21 protein-coding genes are annotated in these 25,446 nt (G+C 41.2%); 9 read left to right on the top strand and 12 right to left on the bottom strand.

All coding sequences use genetic code 11. The features are described from left to right. Positions 1 to 41 precede the first annotated feature (41 nt). The 6 genes from FN960_RS03480 (at position 42) to FN960_RS03505 (ending at position 5,963) form a co-directional block, all read left to right on the top strand. Positions 42 to 863 (top strand): MetQ/NlpA family ABC transporter substrate-binding protein, encoded by an 822-nt coding sequence (locus FN960_RS03480; protein ID WP_143847011.1) that lies wholly within the window; start codon positions 42 to 44, stop codon positions 861 to 863. Positions 864 to 878: 15 nt separating this feature from the next. Further along, a complete protein-coding gene (locus FN960_RS03485; RefSeq protein ID WP_143847012.1) occupies positions 879 to 1,655 on the top strand; it encodes an enoyl-CoA hydratase-related protein in 777 nt (258 codons plus the stop codon). A gap of 16 nt (positions 1,656 to 1,671) precedes the next feature. Then, positions 1,672 to 2,808: an alpha-hydroxy-acid oxidizing protein gene (locus FN960_RS03490; protein WP_143847013.1), complete on the top strand. Its 1,137-nt coding sequence runs from the start codon at positions 1,672 to 1,674 to the stop codon at positions 2,806 to 2,808. A 10-nt stretch (positions 2,809 to 2,818) separates the two neighbouring features. Further along, positions 2,819 to 4,006: a CaiB/BaiF CoA transferase family protein gene (locus tag FN960_RS03495; protein WP_143847014.1), complete on the top strand. Its 1,188-nt coding sequence runs from the start codon at positions 2,819 to 2,821 to the stop codon at positions 4,004 to 4,006. Positions 4,007 to 4,429: 423 nt separating this feature from the next. Further along, the gene (gene map, locus FN960_RS03500) at positions 4,430 to 5,173 is read left to right on the top strand and encodes a type I methionyl aminopeptidase (RefSeq protein ID WP_143847015.1); all 744 of its coding nucleotides are present in this window, start codon (positions 4,430 to 4,432) and stop codon (positions 5,171 to 5,173) included. A 19-nt stretch (positions 5,174 to 5,192) separates the two neighbouring features. Further along, complete coding sequence (locus FN960_RS03505) at positions 5,193 to 5,963, top strand: APH(3') family aminoglycoside O-phosphotransferase (protein WP_143847016.1); 771 nt, start codon at positions 5,193 to 5,195, stop codon at positions 5,961 to 5,963. 57 nt (positions 5,964 to 6,020) lie between these two features. On the opposite strand, the gene FN960_RS03510 is transcribed toward FN960_RS03505, so the two are convergent. Continuing rightward, positions 6,021 to 6,365, bottom strand: a complete 345-nt coding sequence (locus tag FN960_RS03510; RefSeq protein WP_185970900.1) for an ASCH domain-containing protein — start codon at positions 6,363 to 6,365, stop codon at positions 6,021 to 6,023. Between the two features lie 137 nt (positions 6,366 to 6,502). On the opposite strand from FN960_RS03510, the gene FN960_RS03515 reads away from it, so the two are divergent. Beyond that, positions 6,503 to 7,363 (top strand): DUF1206 domain-containing protein, encoded by an 861-nt coding sequence (locus FN960_RS03515; RefSeq protein WP_260681909.1) that lies wholly within the window; start codon positions 6,503 to 6,505, stop codon positions 7,361 to 7,363. Positions 7,364 to 7,438: 75 nt separating this feature from the next. On the opposite strand, the gene FN960_RS03520 is transcribed toward FN960_RS03515, so the two are convergent. Beyond that, a complete protein-coding gene (locus FN960_RS03520) occupies positions 7,439 to 8,422 on the bottom strand; it encodes an aldo/keto reductase (protein ID WP_143847018.1) in 984 nt (327 codons plus the stop codon). Positions 8,423 to 8,560: 138 nt separating this feature from the next. On the opposite strand from FN960_RS03520, the gene FN960_RS03525 reads away from it, so the two are divergent. Then, positions 8,561 to 10,039 (top strand): NAD(P)H-binding protein, encoded by a 1,479-nt coding sequence (locus FN960_RS03525; protein WP_143847019.1) that lies wholly within the window; start codon positions 8,561 to 8,563, stop codon positions 10,037 to 10,039. Between the two features lie 986 nt (positions 10,040 to 11,025). Here FN960_RS03525 and FN960_RS03530 read toward each other — a convergent pair. From FN960_RS03530 to FN960_RS03540, 3 genes are read right to left on the bottom strand one after another with little or no spacing between them, the layout of a single operon-like run. After that, positions 11,026 to 11,763, bottom strand: coding sequence for a sulfite exporter TauE/SafE family protein (locus tag FN960_RS03530; RefSeq protein WP_143847020.1), 738 nt, complete (start codon positions 11,761 to 11,763; stop codon positions 11,026 to 11,028). 30 nt (positions 11,764 to 11,793) lie between these two features. After that, positions 11,794 to 12,261, bottom strand: coding sequence for an ASCH domain-containing protein (locus FN960_RS03535; protein WP_260681910.1), 468 nt, complete (start codon positions 12,259 to 12,261; stop codon positions 11,794 to 11,796). Further along, a complete protein-coding gene (locus FN960_RS03540; RefSeq protein ID WP_143847021.1) occupies positions 12,261 to 13,862 on the bottom strand; it encodes a putative polysaccharide biosynthesis protein in 1,602 nt (533 codons plus the stop codon). Before FN960_RS03540 ends, FN960_RS03535 begins: the two co-directional genes overlap by 1 nt. A 244-nt stretch (positions 13,863 to 14,106) precedes the next feature. Here FN960_RS03540 and FN960_RS03545 point away from each other — a divergent pair, with 244 nt between their 5' ends. Beyond that, positions 14,107 to 14,904, top strand: a complete 798-nt coding sequence (locus FN960_RS03545) for a formate/nitrite transporter family protein (protein ID WP_143847022.1) — start codon at positions 14,107 to 14,109, stop codon at positions 14,902 to 14,904. A gap of 215 nt (positions 14,905 to 15,119) precedes the next feature. On the opposite strand, the gene FN960_RS03550 is transcribed toward FN960_RS03545, so the two are convergent. The 7 genes from FN960_RS03550 to FN960_RS03580 form a co-directional block, all read right to left on the bottom strand. Further along, positions 15,120 to 15,809: a YczE/YyaS/YitT family protein gene (locus FN960_RS03550; RefSeq protein WP_143847023.1), complete on the bottom strand. Its 690-nt coding sequence runs from the start codon at positions 15,807 to 15,809 to the stop codon at positions 15,120 to 15,122. 150 nt (positions 15,810 to 15,959) lie between these two features. After that, positions 15,960 to 17,237 (bottom strand): ABC transporter substrate-binding protein, encoded by a 1,278-nt coding sequence (locus FN960_RS03555; protein WP_143847024.1) that lies wholly within the window; start codon positions 17,235 to 17,237, stop codon positions 15,960 to 15,962. 14 nt (positions 17,238 to 17,251) lie between these two features. Beyond that, positions 17,252 to 19,567, bottom strand: coding sequence for an alpha-xylosidase (gene yicI / locus FN960_RS03560; protein ID WP_143847025.1), 2,316 nt, complete (start codon positions 19,565 to 19,567; stop codon positions 17,252 to 17,254). Positions 19,568 to 19,635: 68 nt separating this feature from the next. Further along, positions 19,636 to 20,649, bottom strand: coding sequence for a LacI family DNA-binding transcriptional regulator (locus tag FN960_RS03565; protein WP_143847026.1), 1,014 nt, complete (start codon positions 20,647 to 20,649; stop codon positions 19,636 to 19,638). A 166-nt stretch (positions 20,650 to 20,815) separates the two neighbouring features. Beyond that, positions 20,816 to 22,642 carry an ABC transporter permease gene (locus FN960_RS03570; protein WP_143847027.1) on the bottom strand — a complete coding sequence of 609 codons (1,827 nt, stop codon included), beginning with the start codon at positions 22,640 to 22,642 and terminating at the stop codon, positions 20,816 to 20,818. Between the two features lie 16 nt (positions 22,643 to 22,658). Further along, positions 22,659 to 23,420, bottom strand: coding sequence for an ABC transporter ATP-binding protein (locus FN960_RS03575; protein WP_143847029.1), 762 nt, complete (start codon positions 23,418 to 23,420; stop codon positions 22,659 to 22,661). Between the two features lie 715 nt (positions 23,421 to 24,135). Further along, positions 24,136 to 25,446: an amidohydrolase family protein gene (locus tag FN960_RS03580; protein ID WP_143847031.1), complete on the bottom strand. Its 1,311-nt coding sequence runs from the start codon at positions 25,444 to 25,446 to the stop codon at positions 24,136 to 24,138.

Raw genomic sequence — 25,446 nt, forward strand, 5'->3', positions numbered from 1 at the left:
GATAGAGGAGCTTTTTGGTTTAAAAAGAGGAGATATGTTCAATGATTAGTCGTTTTTATTTTGTAGGTACAGTGGGTATTGTAGCTTTATTATTATCTGGCTGCGGAAGCTCATCAAGCTCTGCTGATGGACAAGAATTAGCTACAGATTCAATTACTGTCGGCGTAACATCCGGGGTACATGAAGAGATACTTGAAAAGGTGACGGAAGTTGCCGCTCGGGATGGCTTAGAAATCACTCTTGAAGTGTTCTCAGACTTCATCATCCCAAATACAGCTCTTGCAGAGGGTGAGATTGATGCAAATAGCTATCAAAACACTCCCTTCTTAGATAACTATAATCAGAATAATGATGATAGCTTAGCAGGACTAGATCAAACCGTACTTAATCCTATGGGTGTTTATTCAAATAAAATTGAGACTCTTGATGACCTTGAAGACGGTGACACGATCGGTATTCCAAGTGATCCAACTAATAGTGCACGTGCGCTCATGCTATTCGAAAGCTCTGGAATCATTACCTTACACGAAGGCGTTGGTGCAGAGGCGACCTCAAATGATATTGCAGAAAACCCTAAGAATATCAAATTTATTGAGTTAGATTCAGCACAAATTGCTAAACAACTGGATGACGTTGATGCCTCAGCCATAAACACTAGCTATGCAATTAAAAATGACTTAAATCCGTCTGAGGATGCCATCTTCCAAGAGAAGGAAGATTCTATTTGGGCAAACATTATTGTTGTCCGTGATGAGAATAAGGACGATCCAGTTGTGCAAAAGCTTATTAATGCCTATCACTCTGATGAAGTAAAAGAATTTGTGATTGAGCACTTTGAAGGCTCAGTTCTACCTACTTGGTAAAGGAGATCAACAACCATGTCATCACCTATACTTATTCAAAAACAAGGATACATTGCAGAGCTTATATTTAATCGCCCGGAAAAACGAAACGCCCTGAATTTAGAGACCTTTACAGAGCTTAAGAAGCAGATTGGCCAATTAGAAGCCGATGCCGACATTAAAGTCATTGTATTAAGAGGTGTGGATGATCGTGCTTTTGCCGCTGGAGCCGATATCAGTGAATTCATTGAAAGTCGAACAGGTAGAGAGTCTGCAGAACACTATAATCAGTTAGCTGAGAGCGCAATTGAAGCACTCTATCGTTGCAAAAAACCAACCATCGCCGTTATTCAAGGCTTTGCCATTGGCGGCGGACTAAATGTCGCCCTGTCTTGTGACTTTCGCTTCAGCACGGAAAATGGTGTATTTGGTATCACACCTGCTAAGCTTGGTATTGTTTATGACTTAGCTAGTACAAAACGATTAGTAGATATTGTTGGTCCCTCCACAGCCAAGGAAATTTTATACACAGGTACATTCTTGAGTAGTGATGAAGCATTGGCTAAGGGACTCATCAACCGGGTCTATGCTGCATCAGAATTAGAAGGAGCCGTTATTGAATTTGCGGATGTATTAATCAGTCGCTCACAAACCTCGATTCAAGGATCAAAGCAGATCATCCAAGCCATTTTAGATGGCAGCGATACAGATACGAATGAAACGAAAGAACTTGTATCTGCTTCGTTTGATAGTGCTGACTTTAAGGAAGGTGTTCGTGCCTTTCTTGATAAAAGAAAGCCCACTTTCCATTAAGAAAAGGAGTAAGCAAATGTCCGCTAAATCTTTTACAACAATTGGTCACGAGACAAAGGATCATCCGATCTACATTGAAGAATGGGAACAACTAGCGAAAGAAAAGCTAAAAAAAGGTCCTTTTGACTATGTCAGAAGCGGTGCAGGAGATGAAAAAACACTAGCTGCCAATCGAGCAGCATTTGATAAGTGGTCCATCTATCCCCGTGTCCTGCGCGATGTAACAGACGCAACCACAAGAACAAAGCTGTTAAATCAAGAAATCTCACTTCCACTTCTATTGGCGCCACTTGGTTACCAAGGGATCATTCATCCAGACGCTGAATGCGCCTCCGCCCGTGCCGCTGAAAAAGCTGGTATTCCATTTGTCACCAGCACAGTATCAACACGTTCGTTGGAGGAAGTAGCCGAAGCCGCTCCCACCGGTAAGAATTGGTTTCAACTTTATTGGTCTAACAATCGCGAGGTATCAGCTAGTATGGTGTCACGTGCAGAAGCGGCAGGCTATCAAGCTATCGTTGTCACCGTTGACACTGGGTTACTCGGCTGGCGTAAAAGTGATTTTAAAAATGGTTTTGCCCCATTAAAAGAAGCCATGGGCGACGCCAATTATCGAAACGATCCTGCTTTTAGAAAAAGTGTACCTCATTGGACTGAAGAAAACATTCGAGAGGAGATCCTTAAAAATATATTACACCCTAACCTTGTTTGGGAGGATCTCTTATTCTTAAGAGAGCATACTCTACTTCCTATTCTAGTTAAAGGAATACTCCATCCAGATGATGCAGAGAAAGCAGTAGATCTGGGTTTAGATGGAATTATTGTTTCAAACCATGGAGGCCGTCAGTTGGACGGTGCACTAGCTTCAATTGATGCACTCCCAGCAATAGCTGCAAGAGTTAACAAACGAGTACCTCTATTAGTAGATAGTGGGTTCAGGAGTGGTTCAGATCTATATAAAGCTTTAGCCCTTGGAGCAGACGCCGTATTAATTGGACGCCCTTATATCTATGGACTTGCCGTATCTGGTGAAGCAGGTGTCACATCTATTATCAAAAACCTGCAAACCGAGCTAGACTTAACTCTTGCTTTATCTGGTGCCAACTCAATAAACGAACTTTCGACTACAAACCTCATTCAAACTGGTTGTTAAGGAGGCTAACATGAATCAGGCATTAGAAGGATTAAAGGTTATTGACTTATCAAGAGTACTTGCCGGGCCTTACTGCACAATGGTACTTGGAGACATGGGTGCCAATGTCATTAAAATAGAACGTTATCCTTTTGGAGATGACTCACGCAGCATGGGTCCCTTCCAGGGTGAAGAAAGCTACAGCTTTGCCATGGCAAATCGTAATAAACGAAGCATCTGCTTGAATATTAAGAAGCGCGATGGTTTGGATATCTTACTTAAATTGGTAGAGGATGCTGATGTATTCATCGAGAATTTTCGTCCGGGTGTGGCAAGTAAGCTCGGCATTGATTTCGACACACTTAAAGCGATAAATCCTGGCCTTATTTATTGCTCCATATCTGGTTACGGTCAAACTGGCCCCTATAAGGATAAAGGTGGCTATGACATTATGGCGCAAGGCTTGTCCGGTATTATGAGCATGACCGGTGAAATTGGTGGAGCCCCGGTCAAGTCTGGCTTTGCCGTTAATGATATCGCGGCAGGTGTTACAGCAATTTATTCGATTCTAGCCGCCTATATATATAAGCTCCGCACGCAAAAGGGGCAATATATTGACTTAGCCTTAGTTGATGCAGGACTTGCTTGGACCGTTTGGGAGTCTGCTGCCTACTTTGGAGCTGGTGAAGTCTCTGTTCCCAACGGATCAGCTCATCGAGTATCTGCCCCCTACCAAGGCTTCCAGACTAAGGACGGACATATTTTGATTGGGGCTGCCAATGAAAAGCTGTGGAAGCTTTTTTGTGAAAAAGTTGTTGAGCGCCCGGATTGGTTAGAGGATCCACGTTTTCTTACCAATCGAGATCGAATCTCTCATCGCGAAGAGCTGGAGCAAGTCATCCAAGAGGTAATTGGACTTAAAGAATCATCGTATTGGCTACCAAGACTCGAATTAGCAGGAGTTCCAGCTGGACCAATTAGTCGTTATAACGAAACTCTTGAAAATGAGCATGTCCTCTCGCGTGAGATGGTTATTAATTACGATCACCCCGTTTTTGGACCACTCAAATCCCTTGGCTTTCCGACTAAATTTTCAGAAACACCGGAAAGACTAAACAGACCTGCCCCAACACTCGGTCAGCATTCAAGCGAAATATTATTGGAGCATGGATGGAACGAGCGGGAAATTAACAGCCTGCGAGATCAAAAGATTATATAATGGATTTCGGGAGTGCTAATCAATTATCACGATAAGTTTTTCGTGTAACTAGACGATTTTGCAAGAGGCGTAGCCTGTTTACCAAAAATAGTTACGCCTATTCAAAATTGAAGAGTTCTATAACAAGACATCCACCTTTATCCAAGACCCAAGCTACTTATCTAAAAACGTCCTAAGGTATTCGTTTTTAATATTAAAACAGTTCCCCCATGAGCAACCCGTTTTTCTCAGATTTGCAGTTATATATCATCTAAGTCTTGTTATAACTGTACCCACCCCTTATTTTCCTTTTTTGAAGCGCGCCCTTTTTTCAATGATACTTTGTAAGGTATACTAAGACTTAGAGCATTTTTTCACAAGACAAAGATACAGCAAATACATATAAATAAAGTAAATGCCCCCATCGAAAAAAGGAGAATGAATATGATTGTACAAACAGATAAAGACTTAAACGGCTTAAAAGAAATCGGAAAAATTGTGGCTGAGATACGGAATGAATTAACCTTACACACGAAGCCTGGTGTGACAACAAAAGAAATTGATGCGATTGGCGGCAAGCTTTTCAAAAAATTCGGAGCTGTCTCTGCTCCGATCAGCACATACGACTTCCCAGGATACACATGTATTTGTGTGAATGAGGAGGTTGCTCATGGAATTCCTGGCTCGCGCGTAATTAAAGAAGGAGACTTAGTCAATATTGATGTCTCCGGCTCACTAAATGGATACTTTGCTGATACGGGGCATTCTTTTGTAGTAGGAAAAGGAGAGCCTGTCCTAGAGGATCTATTACATGCAACGAAGGAAACCTTTGCTGCTGGTCTTAAAAAGTTTAAAGCTGGCTCCAAACAAAATGGTGTCGGTCGTGCTGTGTATCAAACGGCTAAGGATCACGGTTTTACTGTAATTAAAAACCTAACTGGCCACGGTGTTGGGCTTTCTTTACATGATTCACCCGAGCATATTTTTAATTACTACAACCCACGAGACACGAAGCTTTTTAAAGAGGGTGAGGTTATTGCCTTTGAACCGTTTGTGTCAACTAAAGCAGAGGATGTGTATCAGCTTGATGATGGCTGGACATTAACAACAGTTGACCAAAGCTTTGTAGCTCAGTACGAGCATACCATTATCGTGACGAAGGATGAGCCGATTATTCTAACCAAATAAGGGCTAAGGGAGTTTTAAAATGAATCTACCCATTTCAATAGAAGAGCTAATACAAGGATATAGCTGGGAACAAAATACTATTGGATTATCCTCTTCTAATGTATATCAACTTAGAGGTGAACGTACCTTGTTTCTTAAAACACAAGATAGGAAGCATCCATTCGAGTCATTGTACGATGAGAAACAAAAGCTGGAATGGTTAGCAGATAAGCTTCCCGTTCCCAATGTCCTTTTTTATGAGCAAGCAGGTCAAACTGAATATTTGTTGATGACTGCGTTGCCTGGTTTGGATGCCTCCAGAATAACAGAGCCCACTCAGCTCCCAACTATTATTCAAGCTTACGCAGATGGGTTAAAACAGCTTCATCAAATCGATATATGGGATTGCCCGTTTAACGAACAGAACCATATAAAGGTAAAAAAAGCAGAGGAACACGTGAAGGCTGGCATTGTGGATGAGGATGATTTTGATCAAATACGCCTAGGGAAGTCCTCCGAAGAGCTTCTTGAAGAATTAAAGATGTTTCCTCCATTTGAAGAGGATTTGGTTTTCACGCACGGAGACTACTGTCTACCTAATATTATTATAAAGGATGGAGCATGTCAGGGGTTTATAGACCTTGGAAGGGCAGGAATCGCAGACCGATATCAAGATATTGCGTTAGCTGTGAGAAGCATCACGCATAACTTCGGTTCAGAATGGGTTAGCACATTTGTTACACACTACGGACTAACCGAGTTTGAGCAAAACAAGGTCTTCTATTATCAGCTATTAGATGAGTTTTTTTAATAAATACAAATAGACATGTCGGGGAGATGAAAAGCGAATTCATCTCCCCGCTTATCGTTATTCAACCTGTTCTACATATATGGCCAAGGCTCCAAACTTTTGCTCACTCTCCTGTGAGTAGATCAAATAGGTTTCATTTAAGAGCTGATTGACTGACATTCCTTCCTCTCCTAAATCCTCAATTGGGACACTTTCATAGAGCTCGCGAAAGCTCTCAAATTTCTTCAATTCCGTAACAATCATTTTCAACCTGTCATCTTGAACGGGTGCTTTAATAAAATCAATGTGATCACCTACACGTAGCCGCTGCCTTTTCTCATCATTGAGACGAACTTCCACTGTTTTTCTACCATTCTTCATTAATGCAAATGGTTCATCATATAATCCCATCATGTGATTCATTATCCACCCTCCTCCAATCATTATGAGTTGTCATACTATTTTAACAAATGATTTATATTTGTTAAATGCATCACCAAAGGGTTTTTGTTTGTTGAATTGGGGAAGTTTAGTGATAGATATGGAAGGGACGACGAACAATGTCTAAAAAAATGTTCTCTAAACAACAAACTAAGCAAAAGGCTTCTGAAGCGACTAAAGAATCTAAACCTTGGATTAGGCGATTTGGACGATTTGGATACATGTCTCAAGGGTTTGTTTATATTTTGATTGGTATTCTTTCCTTTATGGCGGCTATAGGCGTAGGTGGGGATACCGAAGACACAACTGGTGCTCTTCAATCTCTTGCGGGTATCCCCTTTGGCGAGGTTGTATTATGGTTGGTGGCTGTTGGGCTACTTGGTTATGTTGTTTGGATGCTCATTCGCGCGTTAATGGATACTGGTCATTTCGGCCGTGGAATTAAAGGCATATTTATACGCTGTGGATTCATCGGAAGTGCTGCAATTTATGCAAGTATTGCCTTTAACGCTGCAAAATTTGCAAACCATGCTGGGGGATCTAGCGAAAAAAATGAGCAAACCTATTCTCAACTCCTTTTATCCCAGCCATATGGCCAGTGGATTATTGGAGCGGTTGGAGCAGGTGTGATTGGCTATGCGCTATATGAGGCTTACAGAGTGTATAAGGAAATATTCATGCGTGAATTCAAATCAGAGGAGATGAGCAAACACGAGATGAACATTGCTCGTACATCTGGAAAAATTGGATTAACCGCACGAGCATTTGTGTTTGGAGCTGTTGGTTTTTTTCTGATTCAAACAGCTATCTCAGCTGACGCTGAGGAAACCGAGGGTATAGATGGTGCCTTATTTGAACTGTCACAGCAGCCTTTTGGTCAGTGGATTCTTGGGGTAGTAGCTCTTGGTCTTGTCTTATTTGGTGTATATGGAATCATCTATGGGCGCTATATTCACATGAATTTTGGCAAACATTCATGATACCAAGATGATCAAAAACCCCGGTAAAAAGGGGAACCATTTATGTCTGGCTCCCCCTGTTCACATCAATATATTTTAATAAGCTCCTCTAATATGCTCTGCTACTTCTGTTTTATAAAAAGTATGAAGTTTCTCTAGCTCTTCCTCTGAAAATGAAGGCACCTTTAATGATTCTAGGTTGTTTTCCACCTGGGCGACTGTCTTAAATCCTGGAATCACGGTCGTTACTTCATCTTGATCAAGTATCCAACGTAACGCCGCACTTGAGAGATGTTTGCGACCTTGCTTGATCCAAAGAAGCTGTTGAACCAAATCGACTCCCTTTTCAAACTTTAATCCGCCAAAGGTTTCACCTACATTAAACGATTCTCCATCACGATTAAAATGACGATGATCATCGCTTTCAAAAGTATATTCATTCGTGAATTTTCCTGTTAGAAGCCCGCTAGCAAGTGGGACTCTTGCGATAATGCCAACGCCTTTTTCTTTTGCTTTCGGCAGCAAAACTTCAAGCGGCTTCTGTCTTAGAACATTAAAGATAACCTGTAATGCCTTCACATTAGGATTTTCTAAACAGAGCAGCCCTTCTTCTACTGTTTCTACACTCACTCCATAATGTCTGATCTTTCCTTCTGCCTGAAGCTTGTCTAGAACTTCAAAGACTTGTCCATTCTTTAGAATCTCAATCGGCGGACAATGAATTTGATATAAATCAAGACGCTCCCTTTGTAAGCGCTTCAGACTATTTTCACAGTAATCACGCACCTGTTGCATGGAGTATGTTTCTGGAGAGTAGATATCTCCCGCTCTACAAAATTTAGTAGCAATGTGAATATCATCTTCTTTTCCCTTCGTTGCTTTTGCAAGAAGCTCCTCACTATGCCCATCTCCATAGACATCCGCTGTATCAAAGAAATTCACCCCTTGATCCATCGCTGTTTCTAATGCTTTTAATGATTCTTTATCGTTTGTTTGTCCCCATGAGCCTCCAATCGCCCATGTTCCGAAGCTTAGTTCACTTACTTTTAATTCTGTATCACCTAATTGTCTGTATTGCATTTCCTTCAACTCCCTTTAAGAATAGAATGCAAACTCCTTTTCTATTATACTCCATTTCCCTACTTACAGATTATTTAAGCTAAAATTAGGGTAAACGATTAAGATAATGATAACGACATTTTGTTAGGAGCGTGTATTATGACGGACATTGAAACAAGCGAACGCAAACCTATTATTGCTTTAACAGGGGCAAGTGGATATATCGGACATAATCTTCTAAAGAAGCTCGAAAAACAAGCTGACATTATCGCCTTATCCCGAAATGGGGATAGCTATGAAAATACAGAGAACGTAACATGGAGATCGGCGGACCTCTATTCTTTAAAGGATGCTGAAGAAGCGTTGAAGGGTGCTGATTACGCTGTTTATTTGGTGCATTCCATGATGCCCTCCGCTAAATTAACTCAAGCAAAATTTGAAGATATGGATTTAATTCTTGCTGATAACTTTGCTCAGGCTGCAAAGAAAAATGGCGTCAAACAGATCATTTACCTGAGTGGAATCATTCCACCAGATGCAGAAGAACTCTCCCGCCACTTACAAAGCAGATTAGAAGTGGAGAAGGTCCTTTCCTCCTATGATGTCCCTGTAACGACCATCCGAGCTGGCTTAATTGTAGGCCCAAAAGGCTCCTCTTTCCCCATCGTAAAAAAGCTCGTCAAGAGATTACCTATGATGCTTTTACCTAAATGGACACGCCAAAAAACACACCCGATTGCACTAAAGGATGTGCTAAGTGCCTTAAAAGGTAGTATTGGTAACAAAAAGCTCTCAGGAGCCTCTATTGATGTTGGGGGACCAGAAGTCATGTCCTATAAAGAAATGATGATTGACACTGCTGAAATCATGGGCAAAAATAGAAGGCTTGTCAATGTTCCCTTTATGACAGTAAAATTGTCTCGCTTATGGGTCAGTGTCACAACCGGCACACCAAAAGAAATGGTGTACCCTTTAATTGAAAGCTTGATTCATCCACTCGTAGCAAATCCTGATAATATGGACAAGGATTTAAGCTATGGGCAAACACCATTTAAAGAAGCAGCTAAATTTGCCTTAGAACAAGAAGAGCAGGAAGAAAACAACCAGCCCCAAAAGGAAAAGAACTCAACTCCCACATCTAAGGTCAGCTCTAGCATTTCCGATGTACGATCCGTCCAACGTGTACTGCTACCAGAAGGAAAAGATGCATCATGGGCCGCATCTAGGTATATCCATTGGCTTGAGGAATTTGGCAGTCCATTCATCCGGACCTCCATGGACCATAATCATAACGCCAACATCTATTTATTCGGTAAAAAACCATTACTTAAGCTTACCTATTCAAACGAACGAAGTCATAATCAAAGAGCACTTTTTTATATTTCTGGTGGTGCTTTCGCAAAACCCGAAAAAACACCCGGCAGAGGCCGACTCGAATTCAGGCAAATACCCAATTCACAAGAGTGCCTCATCGCCATTCACGAATACAAACCATCACTACCTTGGTTTCTCTATACAATTACCCAAGCAAAGTTCCATCTCTGGGTCATGTATTTATTCAAACGCCACCTCAACAAATTAATAAAACGGAACAACCAACAACCAAAGCTCATTGCCGACGTGTCATTAACAGAGTAAGGGATTGGATGGCTATGGAGAAAGGTTGACTCTTGGTAAATGAGGCGGTTGTCTTGATGAGGAGGTAGTTTCTCTTGGTGAGGAGGTTCCGCTCTTGGTATTTGCGCGGAGCTTCTTGCTGAGTCGGTCGTTCTTCTTGTTGAGGCGCTGCTGCTCTTGGTAACTGTGGGTTGCTTCTTGGTGTTCATCCCGTTCTTCTTGTTAAGGCGACTCCGCTCTTGGTAAATGAGCGGTACTTCTTGCTATTGAGCCCGTTCTTCTTGCTAAGCCAGTTCCTCTCTTGGTAAATGAGCGGTACTTCTTGCTATTGAGCCCGCTCTTCTTGTTAAGCCAATTCCTCTCTTGGTAAATGAGCAGTACTTCTTGCTATTGAGCCCGTTCTTCTTGCTAAGCCAGTTCCTCTCTTGGTAAATGAGCGGGACCTCTTGCTGTTAAGTCCGTTCCTCTTGCTAGACCTACTTCGCTCTTGGTAAATCCAGCACGCCACTTGCTATTCATCCCAATCTTCTTGCTAAGCCCACTCCGCTCTTGGTAAATCCAGCACTCTTCTTGCTATTGAGCCCGTTCCTCTTGCTAAGCCCGCTCCGCTCTTAGTAAATGCAGCATGCTTCTTGCTATTCATCCCAATCTTCTTGCTAAGCCCACTCCGCTCTTGGTAAATCCAGCACTCTTCTTGCTATTGAGCCCGTTCCTCTTGCTAAGCCCACTCCGCTCTTGGTAAATCCAGTACGCTTCTTGCTATTGAGCCCATTCCTCTTGCTAAGCCCACTCCGCTCTTGGTAAATCCAGCACTCTTCTTGCTATTCATCCCAATCTTCTTACTAAGCCCACTCCGCTCTTGGTAAATCCAGCATGCTTCTTGCTATTCATCCCAATCTTCTTGCTGTTGAGCCCTTTCTTCTTGCTTTTCATCCCCTTCATCTTGATGGCTCCGTTTTTCTTCATACGATTCACTAAATGCCCCCACACCGTGCCTCCCTACAAACTCAAATCAACAATAGTAGCCCAGCCACTGCGGGGGTGGCAATAACGGCTACTTTTAATACTGGTTTAGGTGCAAGATTGGTGAATTTTGCTCCAACATAAGCGCCGGCCATTGTGCCTATGAGAACTTTGAGCAACAGTGCCCCATCTACAAATCCTTCTGTGACATAACCTAGACCGCCACCAATTGAAATAGGTAAAATGACAAGCATCGTGGTACCGACGGATTGTCGCAATGAAAGCTGAAGGAAGATTAATAAGCCAAGCTGGATAAACGGTGCGGAGCCCACACCAAACATGCCTGCTAAGAGGCCCGTGAGAACACCGATGACAATTCCCCTGCTCCAAAGCTGGCGTGTTTTCAGCTTATTTTCACTTGATTCAGTCGACATAAATAATTTAATTAACATACATACAGCTGAGAGGAGCAGCATAGCTGCTGTAAAATAATGAAGCAGATCTTCTTGTATATAGACTGCAAGCTTTGCGCCTGCGAACGAACTAAAAAAAGCAGAGAGACCAACAATCGTACCTAGTTTGATATCAACATTTTTTTCACGAAAATGACTATAAGCCCCTGATAATGTTGTAAAGGCCATAGCTGCAAGCGAGGTCCCCAGAGCAGTATGAATGGGAAAACCGAAGGCTACTGTTAATAGCGCAATGACAAATCCTGCACCACCCGCTCCAATAAACCCTAATAATATGCCTAATAAAAACATAGTCATTATGATAATCATGTTGGCCCTCCACTATTACTTACTTGCTTTTTAAGACTGTCCATTACCTTTCGCTCTATAAACTATTTTAAATGTCTCACAGAAAACCATCATATTAGTGTTGAAACGTCCTCCAGCAGCTTCCCACTCCCTTGTGAAAAATTCCTGGTGGGATCGTTGCCAATCCTCTAGCGAAGTGATCCCTTCTCCTTCAAGAAGTGCAAATTCCTCTCTAACTTCTTTAAAAGGAACGACCTCCACATGGGTGGTTTGAATGATTGCTCTCGCACAGCCTTGTCCGTCTAACAGTATGTTGAGTTGCCCAACCTCGGCTAGCTTTTCTTCTTGTAGCTTTGCCAGTTCATAGTTACAGCAGGTCGCTGTTTTGTGACCGCTTAAAACTGAATGTAGTAGATCATTCGCCATATGTGGGGTGTCCCCAAATGCCCATGCCTCATACGTGTCTGGTGCATCTGGATGTTGGCTTTTATATTCATCCCAAAGCTCTTCTGCTCTCACTACCCATTCCTCCTCACAATTAGTCGGATAAGTCCTGTTTTCCCACTAGCTATCAGATAAACGAGCGCTCCTGCCACGACGGAAAAACCAGTTACGAGAAACGATAGCGCATAGTCTCCAACAAGATCTGTAAAAATGAGCTGTATTAATGCTTTACTTAACACCACAACAATAGACATGACGACCACCATAATTGCCATTGGAATAAGTGGTTTGATCAATTTCGATACAGGGATGTGAACATTTTTATAGATAACAAAGAATAAATAGCTCACGGAAACAAAGTAACCCGCGTAAGTAGCAATGATTGGACCTAGTTCATAGAGTGACGGAATAAGCAAAGCGTTCAGAATGAGTTTTACAAGGATCCCTAAACCTAGCCCGAGTATCGCGTGCTTTTGCATATTAATTCCTTGTAACACAGCTGCAGCAACGGAGAACAATGAGAACAGAATACCCATTGGTGCGTACCAAGCCAGTACTCTCCCCCCTAATTCAGGGTTATTGTTCAGCCCAAAGATGCTGGTATAAATAGGTTCACTTAAAAGAACCATACCTACAACCGCTGGCAACAGCACAAACATTAATAAATTAAACGTTTGTTTAATTTTCTGAATGACATCCTGCAAATCCCCTTTATTAAAGGAAGCAGTGATATTAGGGATCAGAGAAATACTAAAAGCTGTTGCTAACGATACTGGAACAAGTACAAGAATCTGAGCTAAACCAATGATCGCATTGACCTGCTCCGCCTCTTGCAGGCTGTAATCTACAGATGTTAACAAGCTATTAATCGTGAATGTATCAATGTTCTGATACACAGGAATGGCTAGTCCAACTAAAACAAATGGGATGGCATAGCTTATTAATTCCTTTAACATCGGGACCCATTCTATTTTCGGGTGTGTGAGATAGCTATCCTTTGCTTGCGGAAATAAATCTCTCCGACGAATAAAAATCCATAGAAGCAACGCTAAGCTAGCAAGCCCACCAACAAACGCTCCCATTGTACTAATGCCGACTGCCTGAGTAATCGTTCCATTTAACAAATACAGAACGGTGAAAGAACCGACCAGAATAAAAACAATTCTCACGATTTGTTCTAGAACCGTACTCAGTGCAGAAGGACCCATTTGCTGATTTCCTTGAAAAAATCCTCGCAGCATACTCATTGGTGGAATAATGAATAAGGCCACACTAACTAGCCGAATCACAAAGACAACATCTTCATGAGTGTTTCCGCTGACATCACCTTCGTTAATAACAATGGAAGCTAAGCTTGGAGCAAATAGAAATAAGACTAAAAATGATAATAAGCCCATCACCATCATGATTAATAAGCCTTTTTTCAGCAAATCTTTTCCTGCTTGATAGTCTCCTAGACTATTATATTTTGCCACATACTTAGAGACAGCCATTGGCAAACCTAGAGTAGCAACACTTAACATTAAGGTATACGGTCCATAAGCATATTTATATAACGCATAACCAGAGTCTCCTACAATGAGAACAAACGGCATGATGTATATGAATCCTAAAATCTTTGATACAAAGGTAGCACCTGTTAAATAAAACGTACCTCTTAAAAATTGGTTCTTCACTAATAATCTCACCTTTTCATGTCATAAGAAGCTATGATAAGAATATCACAATCACTCATTCAGGTGAGAGAATATCGTAAATACCATGTGAAACCCTATCATTCCTTATATTGTGTATTGAGGCTTCATTTACATCTGAGTTAACTATTTTGTAACTAAATAAAGCACTTTTTCTCTTTGAAAACCAGTATAATCAGATAGCGGTTTGGACCGTAATGATCATATTGGCGGTGTAATAATATTCATGGAACAAGCTTCATTAGAACAAATTGAACAATTGGCAGTTAAGAAAGAAGAAACGTATCAAATGGATCGGATGCATTACTTCATGCGTTCAATACTCGCAACCATGTTTTTAGGACTCGGGGTTATCGTAGCCTTTCGCACAGGAGCATTCTTTTACGAATCTGGCTCACCTCTTGCCTATATTGTGGCAGCTATCACGTTTGGTGTAGGTATCATTTTAATAAAATACGGCAATGCAGACTTATTCACCGGAAATACATTTTATTTTCCCTTTGCAGCGTTAAGAGGAAAGATGAAATGGACATCCGTCTGGAAACTTCTCACTATGACGTATATCGGAAATTTAATCGGCGCTATCTTTTTCGCTTGTTTTCTCTGGGCTACTGGATTATTTAGTGATACCAGCGTAAACGGCTTTCTCATGAGTGTCGCCTCTCATAAAACTGAAACACCAATAAATGAATTATTCTTCCGAGCCATTCTATGTAACTGGTTAGTTTGCTTAGCCTTTTTTATTCCGATGGGATTAAAAAACGAGATGGCCAAAATCTTTATCATGATGTTGCTTGTTTTTAGCTTCTTTGTCTCCGGCTATGAACATAGCATTGCGAATATGTGTACATTTGCGATTGCCTTTGTACTTGGCTCAGCAGATATGACAATGACAGGTATGTTGCATAACTTAATCCCTGTTACGATTGGGAATTTTATAGGAGGATCCGTATTTATGGGCTTATTCTTCCATTATTTAAACCCTGTCGTTAAGAAAAAGCAGAAAAAATTTAAAGTAGCATAGGAAAAGCCCTCCTTTTGGAGGGCTTTAGCTTTGTCGCATACATATGAACCGCTTAACTTCTTGGTAACAGTGGCTTTCTTCTTGATTCCGCACTATTCTTATTGGTAATGCCCCTCGGCTCTTGGTAACCAGTGCTTTCCTCTTGATTGAGCGCCTATTCTTATTGGTAAGGCCAGTGACACTCCATCACTCGACTTTCCCGCTTTATCACGCACTCATCCATTTACTCTCAAGCCTGGTTCTTCGACGTCTTCTGGAGCATCAAGCTTTGCTAATTGTTTTCTCCAAAATCCAATGGATGCTTGCATAACTGGTCCGATGAGAAATACGGATAAGAAGGTGCCTGCTGCGACGGGTCCTCCTAGGAGCCAGCCCAGGAGTAAAGCCGTACCTTCAAGCAGAGTGCGAACGAGCCGTATGGAGAGACCCGTCTTTTTGGCTAATACGATTGTTAGTCCGTCCCTTGGTCCCGCTCCGAGACCCGTTGAGACGTACATGCCCACACCAAATCCAAGGATACATATACCGCTCATTAAGAATAATAGACTTTCCCACCAGGCCATCACGCTAGGATAAATGGGCAGCCCCAAAATCAGATTTAAGAAGATCCCAATTAATATAACGTTGATAAAACTTCCGACCTGGGGTTTTGTGCGATCAATCCAACATGAAAGACCAATCATCAATAGTCCTACAATTTGCACCCATAATCCGATACTCCATGAGCTTCTTAATGAAAGTCCTATGTGTAACACGTCCCACGTAGCTGATCCGAACGCTGATTTAATCATAAAGGCTCCACCCGTCGCCAATACAAAAAGCCCCGCTAAAAAGACCATCCACTTAATTGAGTAATAAGTGAAACCCTTTTTGCCAAGACGTTTTTCCTCCACTACGTTCTCCATTTAAACCCTTCTCTCTATCTTTTACATCCTCACACTATTTATTTCGATCTACTAAATAAGTATAAAGAAACTCTTTTTACTGTTCAAGGGTTCAGCAAGATAAAAACCTCCTATCCAGGACCATCCCAGATAAAAGGTTTTTGTGATTTCCTATTCTTCCGTCATCTCTCTTGCCTTATCACCTAAGCGTTCAATGGCTTCTTCTGTGGTGATATCACCAATAAACATTATTTCATAAATATCTCTCAATTCATTTGCAAGTCCTGGGGTCTCGAACTCAAAAACGATGGGCTGGCCAATTTCAATGGCATCCATTAAATAATGAGCATGCTCAGGCTGAGGGTCATCTAATACAACATGCTCAAGCCCTGCAATAGAAGGTACAGAGTTGCCGTTGTCAGCCAATCGAATTTCCTGACCTTCCTTTGAAACATAGTAACTGATAAACTTCATCGCTTCTTCTGGATAATCTGTGTCGCTATTCACAGCAATATAAGCTGAAGTGAGGAGAGTAGGCTCCATTTGCTCACCCGTGTTAGTTGGCCATGGAATGTAATCAAAATCTTTATTCGACTCTAACGCAAGTGGGGTTATCCAACGCCCCGCACCGACTAATGCCACTTGATCTGATATAAACATGGCGTCACGACCTTGTCCTTCAGCTAATGCTCCTGAGTATAAAAAGTTTCCTTCTTGAACCATACGATTGACAAATTCGAGCGCCTCTATCGTCTTAGGGTCTGAATCAATAACAACTTCTCCATCCTTTTCAACACTACCACCATTATTATAAATCCACGTATTTACCCCGAATGGTCCTCCATCCTGAATATATCCTGCTTTACCAGCCTCTTTGAATACAGTGGTAATCTCCTCTAATGTATCCCATGTCCAGTTACCCTCATCGAAGTATTCTTGAGGAGATTTCACCCCTACTTCTTCAAAAACCGTTTTATTATAATACATGAGAAATGGATTAGCATCTGGTACAAGTCCATAGGTTACACCATCTTTTTGGGTTGGTCCCCATATATCATCAGGGAACTCCTCTTTTGTTACGTAACTATCTGGGCCTTCTAAAAATTCATCTAATGGAAGGGCAGCCCCTCCCGCGACAAAAGTTGACATGGAATGATCCTGCACATAATAGATATCTGGTCCTTCACTACCTTGTAATCGAGTGGTCAACGTTTGGGTGTAGTTATCTGAGGGAACTCCAGCTAAATTTATTTGTATTTCGTCACCGTGTTCCTCATGAAATGCATCTACCGCTCGCTGGTAAACCTTTAATTGAGCGGCATCTGCAAATGTTATAAATTCAAGCTGTGCTACATCCCCTCCTCCAGAGCTTTCATTACTTGAACAGCCCACCGTTACCAATAATCCAAGAGCAACCGTTCCAAACAAACTCGTTTTAAAAATTCCCATTAGAAAACCTCCACTTATAATTGGATTGTGATCTCGTTTTCTCCAGCGTCCAATGCAATGTGAATACCGTCCGCTGTTTGTTGTTGTCTTCCAGTAGAAATGGATTGTACGGAATGAACATTTCTGAGAACGATGGAATAATCAGTAGTTAATCCGTCTGTTTTAACTGTTATACTTGATTCTGTTTTGAGTGCTGTCACCGAACCCATTCTTTCACCTGATTCGTTCACAACCATCGTCTCCGTTTGTTCACTGTCTTTTAAGGCAAATAGATGAAGCGATACATCTTTGGTAAAATCATAAGTTGCTGTAGCATCTTCATGTCCAAATACGAGAATAGTATTTTCCTTAACCATTAATGGGAGAGAGTGATAGTCATGTGTTTCAGTTATCCATCTTTCTCCACTTACTTTGTTATTTGTTAATAAGTTAGTCCATTCACCTTTAGGAAGGTAATATCGAACCGTACCTTGCTCATTAAAAATAGGTGCGACGAGCAAGCTATCTCCTAGCATATACTGTCGATCCAAGTAGTGGCAGGTTTCATCTTCCGAGAACTCAAGAAGCATCGGTCGCATCATTGGTACCCCTGTTTTGGTTGCTTCTACTGCTTTAGAAAATAAATAAGGCATTAATCGACACTTTAGCTTTGTAAATTGTCTGGTGACTTCCACCGCTTCTTCATCATAAAGCCAAGGCACCTTATAGTCCCCACTGCCGTGATATCGACTATGGGATGATAATAATCCGAACTGAGTCCAGCGTTTATAAAGATCAGGTGTTGAGCCCGTTTCAAATCCGCCAATATCATGACTCCAATAGGCAAACCCGCCAAGGCTCAGAGATAATCCACCTCTTAATGTTTCAGCCATAGAAGAGTAGTTAGATAGGCTGTCCCCCCCCCAATGTACAGGTAATGTTTGCCCACCTACCGTCGCCGAGCGGGCAAATAAAACAGACTGTTTTTCACCTAAGCGTTTGTTTAATAGATTGAACACGCTTTCATTATAAAGCTGTGTATAATAGTTATGCATTTTATATGGACAAGATCCATCTGTATACACAACATCAACAGGAATCCGCTCGCCGAAATCTGTTTTAAAGCTATCTACACCCATATCAATCAGGGTATCAAGTTTATCGGTATACCACTTTGTAGCTTCTGGGTTCGTAAAGTCTACAAGTCCCATTCCCGCTTGCCATTTATCCCACTGCCAAACGCGTCCATCTGCTTTTTTTAGTAAAAAACCCTGATCAGCTGCTTCCTTAAAAAGAGGTGATTTTTGTCCAATGTACGGGTTGATCCATACACAGATCTTTAATCCCTTTTCTTTTAGTCGTTCAAGCATATTGATTGGATCAGGAAATACACGATCATCCCACTCAAAATTACACCACTCTAATTCCTTCATCCATAAACAATCAAAATGAAACACATCAAGTGGAATGTCTCGCTCGATCATCTCATCTACAAAGCTATTAACGGTTTTTTCATCATAGCTTGTAAGAAAAGACGTGCTAAGCCACAGTCCAAAGGACCAGGATGGAACTAATGGGGGCTTGCCTGTGAGCTCTGTATAATGGTGCAGCACTTCTTTTAAATCATCGCCAGCGATCACATAATAATCCAAGCATTCTCCTGCTACACTAAACTGAGATTTTGATACCTTCTCTGATGCAATTTCAAAGGAAACGTTTTCAGGATGATTGACAAATACTCCGTACCCCTTATTACTAACGTAGAACGGAATATTTTTGTATGTCTGTTCACTTCCTGTTCCTCCGTCCTCATTCCATATATCAACTACCTGACCATTCTTCACAAATGGGGTGAATCGTTCGCCAAGCCCATAAATTAACTCGCCAACATCAAGCGAAAGCTGTTCACGCACATATGGTTCATTTTCATCCGTAAGTACATAACTCATTGATCTCGGATCACTAGATGTCAGTGCTTTATCCTTATATGTAAATTGAACATTCCACTGATCACGCTTTACTCGTGCTTCTAACGCTCCAGTGCCAAACGTTAGATGTTCATCTGTTTCTTTAATGGCGATAACTGGCTCTTGATTCTTTAACAAAAAGGCAGGCTCGTTAACAATAGAGCCTGCATGATGATAAGCTCTTACCCTAATAATATTCTCCATCGGTGAGGAGAGCTCAATGGTCATTACACCCCCATCAAGTGTCTGCCCGATGTGATTAATTTTTTGGAATGGGGCATATAATGTCAGTCCATTTTTATCCTGCTTCCAGTCATAAACCTCTGCAGGACTTTTCACTTGATAACCTTCCTTATCCATCCAACAACCATTACTGAATTTCATTTTGTCTTCTTCCCCCTAGTCTTAAAAATGATTATCGTACATCATTTATGTGAAAAGAAAAGCTACGTTTATAAATAATCCATAGCATTTTCTTTCATCACCACTTCTAATTTAATTAATTGTTGTTCTTGAATCCCTTCTTCTCCAAATGCAAGATGATGAAACAATTGTGTCAGTGCAAGATAACCTTGATTAACAGGTTCTTGTGTAATGGTTGCGGTAATATGGTTTTCCATTAAATGATGATAGATCTCATCATTTAAATCATGGCAGACGATGGTCAAGTTGTTCTTGTCATCCTCAAGTGTGTTTGCTACTTCAAAAATATCAGAAGTTGATACATAGATACCTGCAAGCTCAGAAACATTCTTTCCTTTTACTATCTTAATAAAATCTTGTAGGGTATAGGGTCCAACTATTTCTATTTTCGGATAAGCCTTCGCGGATTCAATAAAGCCAGCGTTCTTTGTTATTGTTTGAAAGTCTTGATTATTACCTACAATTGCAATTTTTCCAGACTTTCCGACGAACTTACACGTTAACTCAGCTGCTAAACGACCTGCCTTTAAATAATCAGCGCCAACATAAAATACCCGCTGACTATTAGGGATATCCTGGTTAAACGTGCAAATCTGAATACCTTTTTGAATCCCATCATTAATGACGTCATCCAATGGGTCCTCGCCAGCCGCAATCGCAATAGCATGATATTCACTTGATTGGATAATTCTTGATAATAGATCCCGAGCCGTCTCGTTTTTAGAATTGAATCGAAATGTACTAAATTCAACCCCGTAATCCTTTAACTCATCCATAGCCTTGGCGAGTCCTACTTCAACTTGATCCCAAAAATATTGTGCAGAAGACGGATACAGAACAGCCATTTTATATTTCATTTTCCTGGAAAGTGCTGAAGCTAATTTATTTGGTTTATAGTTCAGCTCGTTAACGGTCTCCATAATTCGTTGATAGGTCTCTTTTTTTACATTCCCACGGTTGTTTAATGCTCGATCCACTGTTGCAATGGACAAGCCTAGGGTATCTGCAATCATTTTTGCCGTTGTTCTTGTAACCGCTTTCAATGGATTCTCTCCCTTGTACTCCTATTCTTGATTATCGTACCTCATTCTTTAATAATCGGCAAGATATATTTGAGCAGATTTTTAGGTGTCAACTAAAGGGGTTATGTTAAACAATAAGAACAAGGATAGAGCACCTTTTCAAGATAGCTCTATCCTTTCATTTAAACTACATTTCCTTAGGCATTACAATTCCTTTATACAAGTTAACGGTGATTAAATAGTAGACTGTGTAGATTCCGATAAAGAGTAGAATTGGCAGCCAGATTCGGTAGTACGGCTCTAAAAGAATGAACGAAAAGAGATTCATTCCTACCAATACGTGAACTATCCCAAATATTCCAGGGAACAAGAAGATAAAGAACAGTTCCTTGTAAACCGAACCCGAAAGCTTACTTTGACGCACACCAATTTTTCGTAGCATTTGATAGCGTCCGATATCCTTTGTGGCACCTGACAATACCTTAAACATTAAGCAGCTTGCCATCATCGCTAGAAAAGCAATACCTAAGAAGAAGCCCATGAATACGGTTCCGTTTGATAGGGAGTTTAGCATTTCATAGTTTATGATTTTGCTGAAGTAAAAGTCCGTTTGGTATCGGTCCTGTTGAATGTCATCTAGCTGCTGCCACTCTGGAAGGTATTCTGTAAACTCATCTGTTTTACCGATAAACACCATCTTCTCTGCCTCGTCAATGTCTGCATAGTCATCTGCACTTAAAACAACGGGACCATATTCAGTTTCATTTGGTTCAGTTATCCCATGGAGAAAAGGATCCCAATAATACCTCCATTCAATTTCTTCATATGCCAATCCTCGAGTGTCTTCAGGAAGCTCCTCTTCAAGTCGCATCATATCTGGGACTGTTCCAATTTCGTCTGTAGATTCGTATACAAGGGGAACTTGATTCTCTAAATCCTCACCTAAGAAGTATACATACTGATCATCGACTTTATACCGATACTCATTTGTTTCGTTAAAATCAATCGAGTCTAGAATCTCCTGCTGTTCGGCGTTCGCATCAAATATGGTTGTGTCATAAATCTCGCCATAATCTATCATATTTGTCACGTTATACTGAAAAGCCATTCCTGCAGAGATTGCTCCTGCGCCCAAAGCAATTAGCATTGTAACGGTAGCGAGCATATTTTTTAAACCATTGATTCGAAACCGCAGCTGTGCAAATGTAAAGGATTGAATACCTTTTTCATTTAACGCTTTATTATTCTTAAGTTTATTCACGACAAACGGTATAAGAGAGGCAAAGATTAAATAAGTCCCAAGTGTTGTGGCAACTGGAGCGGTAACCAACCCTAACTCTCTAAGACTACCCATATTAATTAAAGCAAAGTACCCGACAGCTAAAGAGATTACACCAATAATCATACTAATGACTCGTGATTTCGCCTGCGATGGGACCACATCTATTTGTAGGTCAGCATGTACTAGCTCAAGAATCTGTAGCTTTGAAAGTCTAATCACATTTACGATTCCATTGATAGTAAAGAGCACTGTGTAAAATGCCAGTGTAATCAATATAGCAGGTACAAAAAATGAAGCATAGGTAGTGCTGGTCATATCAAGCTGATTCATAAGCAAGCGACCTACCACTTCAGCAAGCCCCACTCCAAGTCCTATACCTATTACTAAAGAAATTAACCCTAAAATAAATGTCTCAATAAACATGATTCGCTGAATTTGTCTCTTCTTTGCGCCAAGCAGCATATACATACCAAATTCTTTTTGGCGTAGCGATAGCAAGAATGAATTAGTATAAAGAATGTAGAAAAAAGTGACAGCAGCAAGCAAAAATGAGCCTACATTAAAGACAAGTTGAATATTATTAATCATGGCATTCTCACTTGTAAATTCCTTGTTCCATGCTAATGTTTGGAACATATAAAAAATCGAAATTGACATCACTAAACCTGCAAGCAACACAATGTAATCCTTTACCTTACTTTTAATTCCTGATACAGCTAGTTTCCCTAACATGATATACCTCCCCTCTCTATGCTCTGTTTGTTCCGAGTTCAGCTAACTCATTTAGAATTTCTTTAAAAAAGTCTTCTCGTGAACCCGTCCGTGTAATTTCTTTATATAGCTCTCCATCCTGGATCAGGACAATTCGTTTACAATAGCTCGCAGCATGCGCATCATGAGTGACCATCATAATGGTGATGCCATGATCCTCATTTAAGCTTGTCATCGTTTCTAGTAAACTCGTTGCATTTTTAGAATCTAGTGCCCCGGTTGGCTCATCGCCCAATAGGATACTGGGGTTATGAACCAAGGCTCTTGCTGCCGCTGAACGCTGTTTCTGTCCCCCAGAAATTTGAGCTGGATACTTCTCAAGAATCTCTGCAATGTCTAAGGTTTTGGCAATCTCCTGAACTTTAGGCTCGATGTTTTTGGAGGGTACGTTTTGCAAAGACAAAGGTAGAGCGATATTTTCATACACCGTCATACTCTCGAGCAAATTAAAATCCTGAAAGATAAACCCAAGCTTCTGTGCTCGAAAGTCGGCTAGCTGATTCGCTTTCATCGCGGTAATATTCGTTCCGTCTATTTGGATTTGCCCGTCTGTAATAGAGTCCAAAGTGGAGATGACATTTAAAAGTGTCGTTTTACCTGAACCAGACGGCCCCATAATCCCCACAAACTCGCCCTCTTTAATATCCATGTTTACATTGCTTAGGGCCCTGAATTGATTTTGACCTTTTTTACCGTATACTTTATCGACATTTGTTACATGAACCACTGATTGAGTCATTTAATATGCCCTCCCGCGTTTTCTAAGTTAACCCTAGATTAGCACGCAGGTAGGGACTGCTCGTATCGATTTAACTAACAAAAAGCTTACAAGGTTGTAAGCTTCGGGGAGTCTTATTTAATTCCTCTTTTGTGATGCTATCAGTGAGCATTGGATGACTGCTATTGACTGTGTCCAACTTTATGTGTAGATGTGGTGACTCATGATAAGTTCTTCATCTGCACTCCAAATAGGGGGCATTCTTACCACGGGGTATTGAACTAATCTGGCTACGCCAACTTATTTCAATGAACCTGTCATCGAGGTCACTGAAAAATGATCTTTATAAGACTGTGAACTTTCATCGATTGTTTAATTCAGAACGTTAGCGGAAGGAGAACCCGTAGACTCCTGCGGAACAGAACGAGTCTGAAGACATCGAAGTGGTGGTTTTCCACTTCGATGGCTGAGGCCGTTCCCGCGGAAAGCGTAGGGTTCTCCTGTAGCGGCTCCACTCAGCTCATTTTCAGTGGCCTCCTGTTCATCCCGCAGGTGTTAGCCCTCCTATTTTGTCCACTCGTTAGGTGAGTAATTTTTTTCTCAAGATTAAAGACTTTACCCTACTACTATTTTTTATCAAGAAGGATAAGAAGGTCCTACATTCGTCACTAAGACATCGGTAAATTTTACTAATATTCGTTTTCAATTTATTAAGAACATATGAATTCTATTCTCCCTACCACCTCTCTACCAGTTGATTCACCTGACGCACGAGCTTATGCTCTGATACTTTTTTAAGTCTGCGGTTTTCGACAACCAGCTTCCCATCTACTACAACATCAGTAATAGCAGTTGGCTGCATAGAGTACACCATGTTAGCAAATAACTCAGTATTCGGAAGTAAGGATAAGTCCTCCACATCCAACACAGCAAAGTCAGCGCGTAACCCAATTTTCAGCTCACCCGTCTCAAGCTTTAATAGATCTGCGCCTGCTGTAGTACCCATTTGAAATACGTTCTTAGCATCTATACATGTGCCGTCCAGTCTAGAGACTTTTTGTAGTAAAGAGCACATTCTCATTTCCTCAAAGACGCTGATCCGGTTATTGCTGCAGGCTCCATCTGTTCCGAGCGCAATCTTGACACCTGCGTCGAGTAAATCGGGGATTGGTGTAACACCATCGGATAAGAACATATTGCTGGATGGACAGTAAGCAAGCGATGTCTTTCTTTCTCCCAGCAATTTTATTTCAGAAGGATCAATCCACACTAAATGAATCGCTATCATATTGTCATCGACAACATCTAATGAATCTAGATAATGGACGGGTCTCAAGCTATACTTCTCAAGTGTTTCTTCCACTTCGAATGGCTCTTCTGCTACGTGAATATGAAAAGGAGTACCTAACTCCAGTGCCAGTTTGTGACCTGCTTGAATCATTTCTGGCGAGGCGGCATGCGGACTATGTGGTGCTGGATGAATGGAAATCATATCATCACCTTGATAGCGCACAGCGAGCTGTTTTGTCCGTTTTACCGCATCCCTCACCGTTTCAATATAGCTCTCTGGTGCCCCCTGCCAATCATACATCGTCCTTGCAAATACAAGGCGTATGCCAATGTCCTTTGCTGCCTGAATGACTGCTTCATCCGAACGAATACCACCGTTATGAACATAAAAAAAGTCAGCAACCGTTGTTACACCGCATTTCATCATTTCTGCAAATGCAAAAAGAGCACCTGTGTAGATGGCCTGCTCATTTAAAAAAGGGGTACAGCGATATAGCGCTTCGTCCCTCCATTGTAAAAATGGAACATCTACCGCCATACCCCGAAGCAAGCTCTGAAAGGAATGATTATGTGCATTTACTGTACCAGGAACCATTGCTTTATGGCCAAAATCAACCACCTCCGCTGAAGGATATAACGTTTCTAGCTCAGTACGCAAACCCATATCTACTATTTCTCCATCCTTTACAATTAACCCAACATTGTATCGGAACTCACCCTTTACGAGCATCGTTGAGGCCGTAAATAGCTTCACCAT

It is taken from the genome of Alkalicoccobacillus porphyridii (assembly GCF_007293315.1).
Lineage (GTDB): Bacteria > Bacillota > Bacilli > Bacillales > Bacillaceae_D > Alkalicoccobacillus > Alkalicoccobacillus porphyridii.

What these genes read in the sequence shown, in the direction of transcription:
- FN960_RS03480 (WP_143847011.1), top strand. Translation starts at nt 42, where the DNA reads ATGATTAGTCGTTTTTATTTTGTAGGTACAGTGGGTATTGTAGCTTTA.
- FN960_RS03485 (WP_143847012.1), top strand. Translation starts at nt 879, where the DNA reads ATGTCATCACCTATACTTATTCAAAAACAAGGATACATTGCAGAGCTT.
- FN960_RS03490 (WP_143847013.1), top strand. Translation starts at nt 1,672, where the DNA reads ATGTCCGCTAAATCTTTTACAACAATTGGTCACGAGACAAAGGATCAT.
- FN960_RS03495 (WP_143847014.1), top strand. Translation starts at nt 2,819, where the DNA reads ATGAATCAGGCATTAGAAGGATTAAAGGTTATTGACTTATCAAGAGTA.
- map (WP_143847015.1), top strand. Translation starts at nt 4,430, where the DNA reads ATGATTGTACAAACAGATAAAGACTTAAACGGCTTAAAAGAAATCGGA.
- FN960_RS03505 (WP_143847016.1), top strand. Translation starts at nt 5,193, where the DNA reads ATGAATCTACCCATTTCAATAGAAGAGCTAATACAAGGATATAGCTGG.
- FN960_RS03510 (WP_185970900.1), bottom strand. Translation starts at nt 6,365, where the DNA reads ATGAATCACATGATGGGATTATATGATGAACCATTTGCATTAATGAAG.
- FN960_RS03515 (WP_260681909.1), top strand. Translation starts at nt 6,503, where the DNA reads ATGTCTAAAAAAATGTTCTCTAAACAACAAACTAAGCAAAAGGCTTCT.
- FN960_RS03520 (WP_143847018.1), bottom strand. Translation starts at nt 8,422, where the DNA reads ATGCAATACAGACAATTAGGTGATACAGAATTAAAAGTAAGTGAACTA.
- FN960_RS03525 (WP_143847019.1), top strand. Translation starts at nt 8,561, where the DNA reads ATGACGGACATTGAAACAAGCGAACGCAAACCTATTATTGCTTTAACA.
- FN960_RS03530 (WP_143847020.1), bottom strand. Translation starts at nt 11,763, where the DNA reads ATGATTATCATAATGACTATGTTTTTATTAGGCATATTATTAGGGTTT.
- FN960_RS03545 (WP_143847022.1), top strand. Translation starts at nt 14,107, where the DNA reads ATGGAACAAGCTTCATTAGAACAAATTGAACAATTGGCAGTTAAGAAA.
- FN960_RS03550 (WP_143847023.1), bottom strand. Translation starts at nt 15,809, where the DNA reads ATGGAGAACGTAGTGGAGGAAAAACGTCTTGGCAAAAAGGGTTTCACT.
- FN960_RS03555 (WP_143847024.1), bottom strand. Translation starts at nt 17,237, where the DNA reads ATGGGAATTTTTAAAACGAGTTTGTTTGGAACGGTTGCTCTTGGATTA.
- yicI (WP_143847025.1), bottom strand. Translation starts at nt 19,567, where the DNA reads ATGAAATTCAGTAATGGTTGTTGGATGGATAAGGAAGGTTATCAAGTG.
- FN960_RS03570 (WP_143847027.1), bottom strand. Translation starts at nt 22,642, where the DNA reads ATGTTAGGGAAACTAGCTGTATCAGGAATTAAAAGTAAGGTAAAGGAT.
- FN960_RS03575 (WP_143847029.1), bottom strand. Translation starts at nt 23,420, where the DNA reads ATGACTCAATCAGTGGTTCATGTAACAAATGTCGATAAAGTATACGGT.
- FN960_RS03580 (WP_143847031.1), bottom strand. Translation starts at nt 25,446, where the DNA reads ATGGTGAAGCTATTTACGGCCTCAACGATGCTCGTAAAGGGTGAGTTC.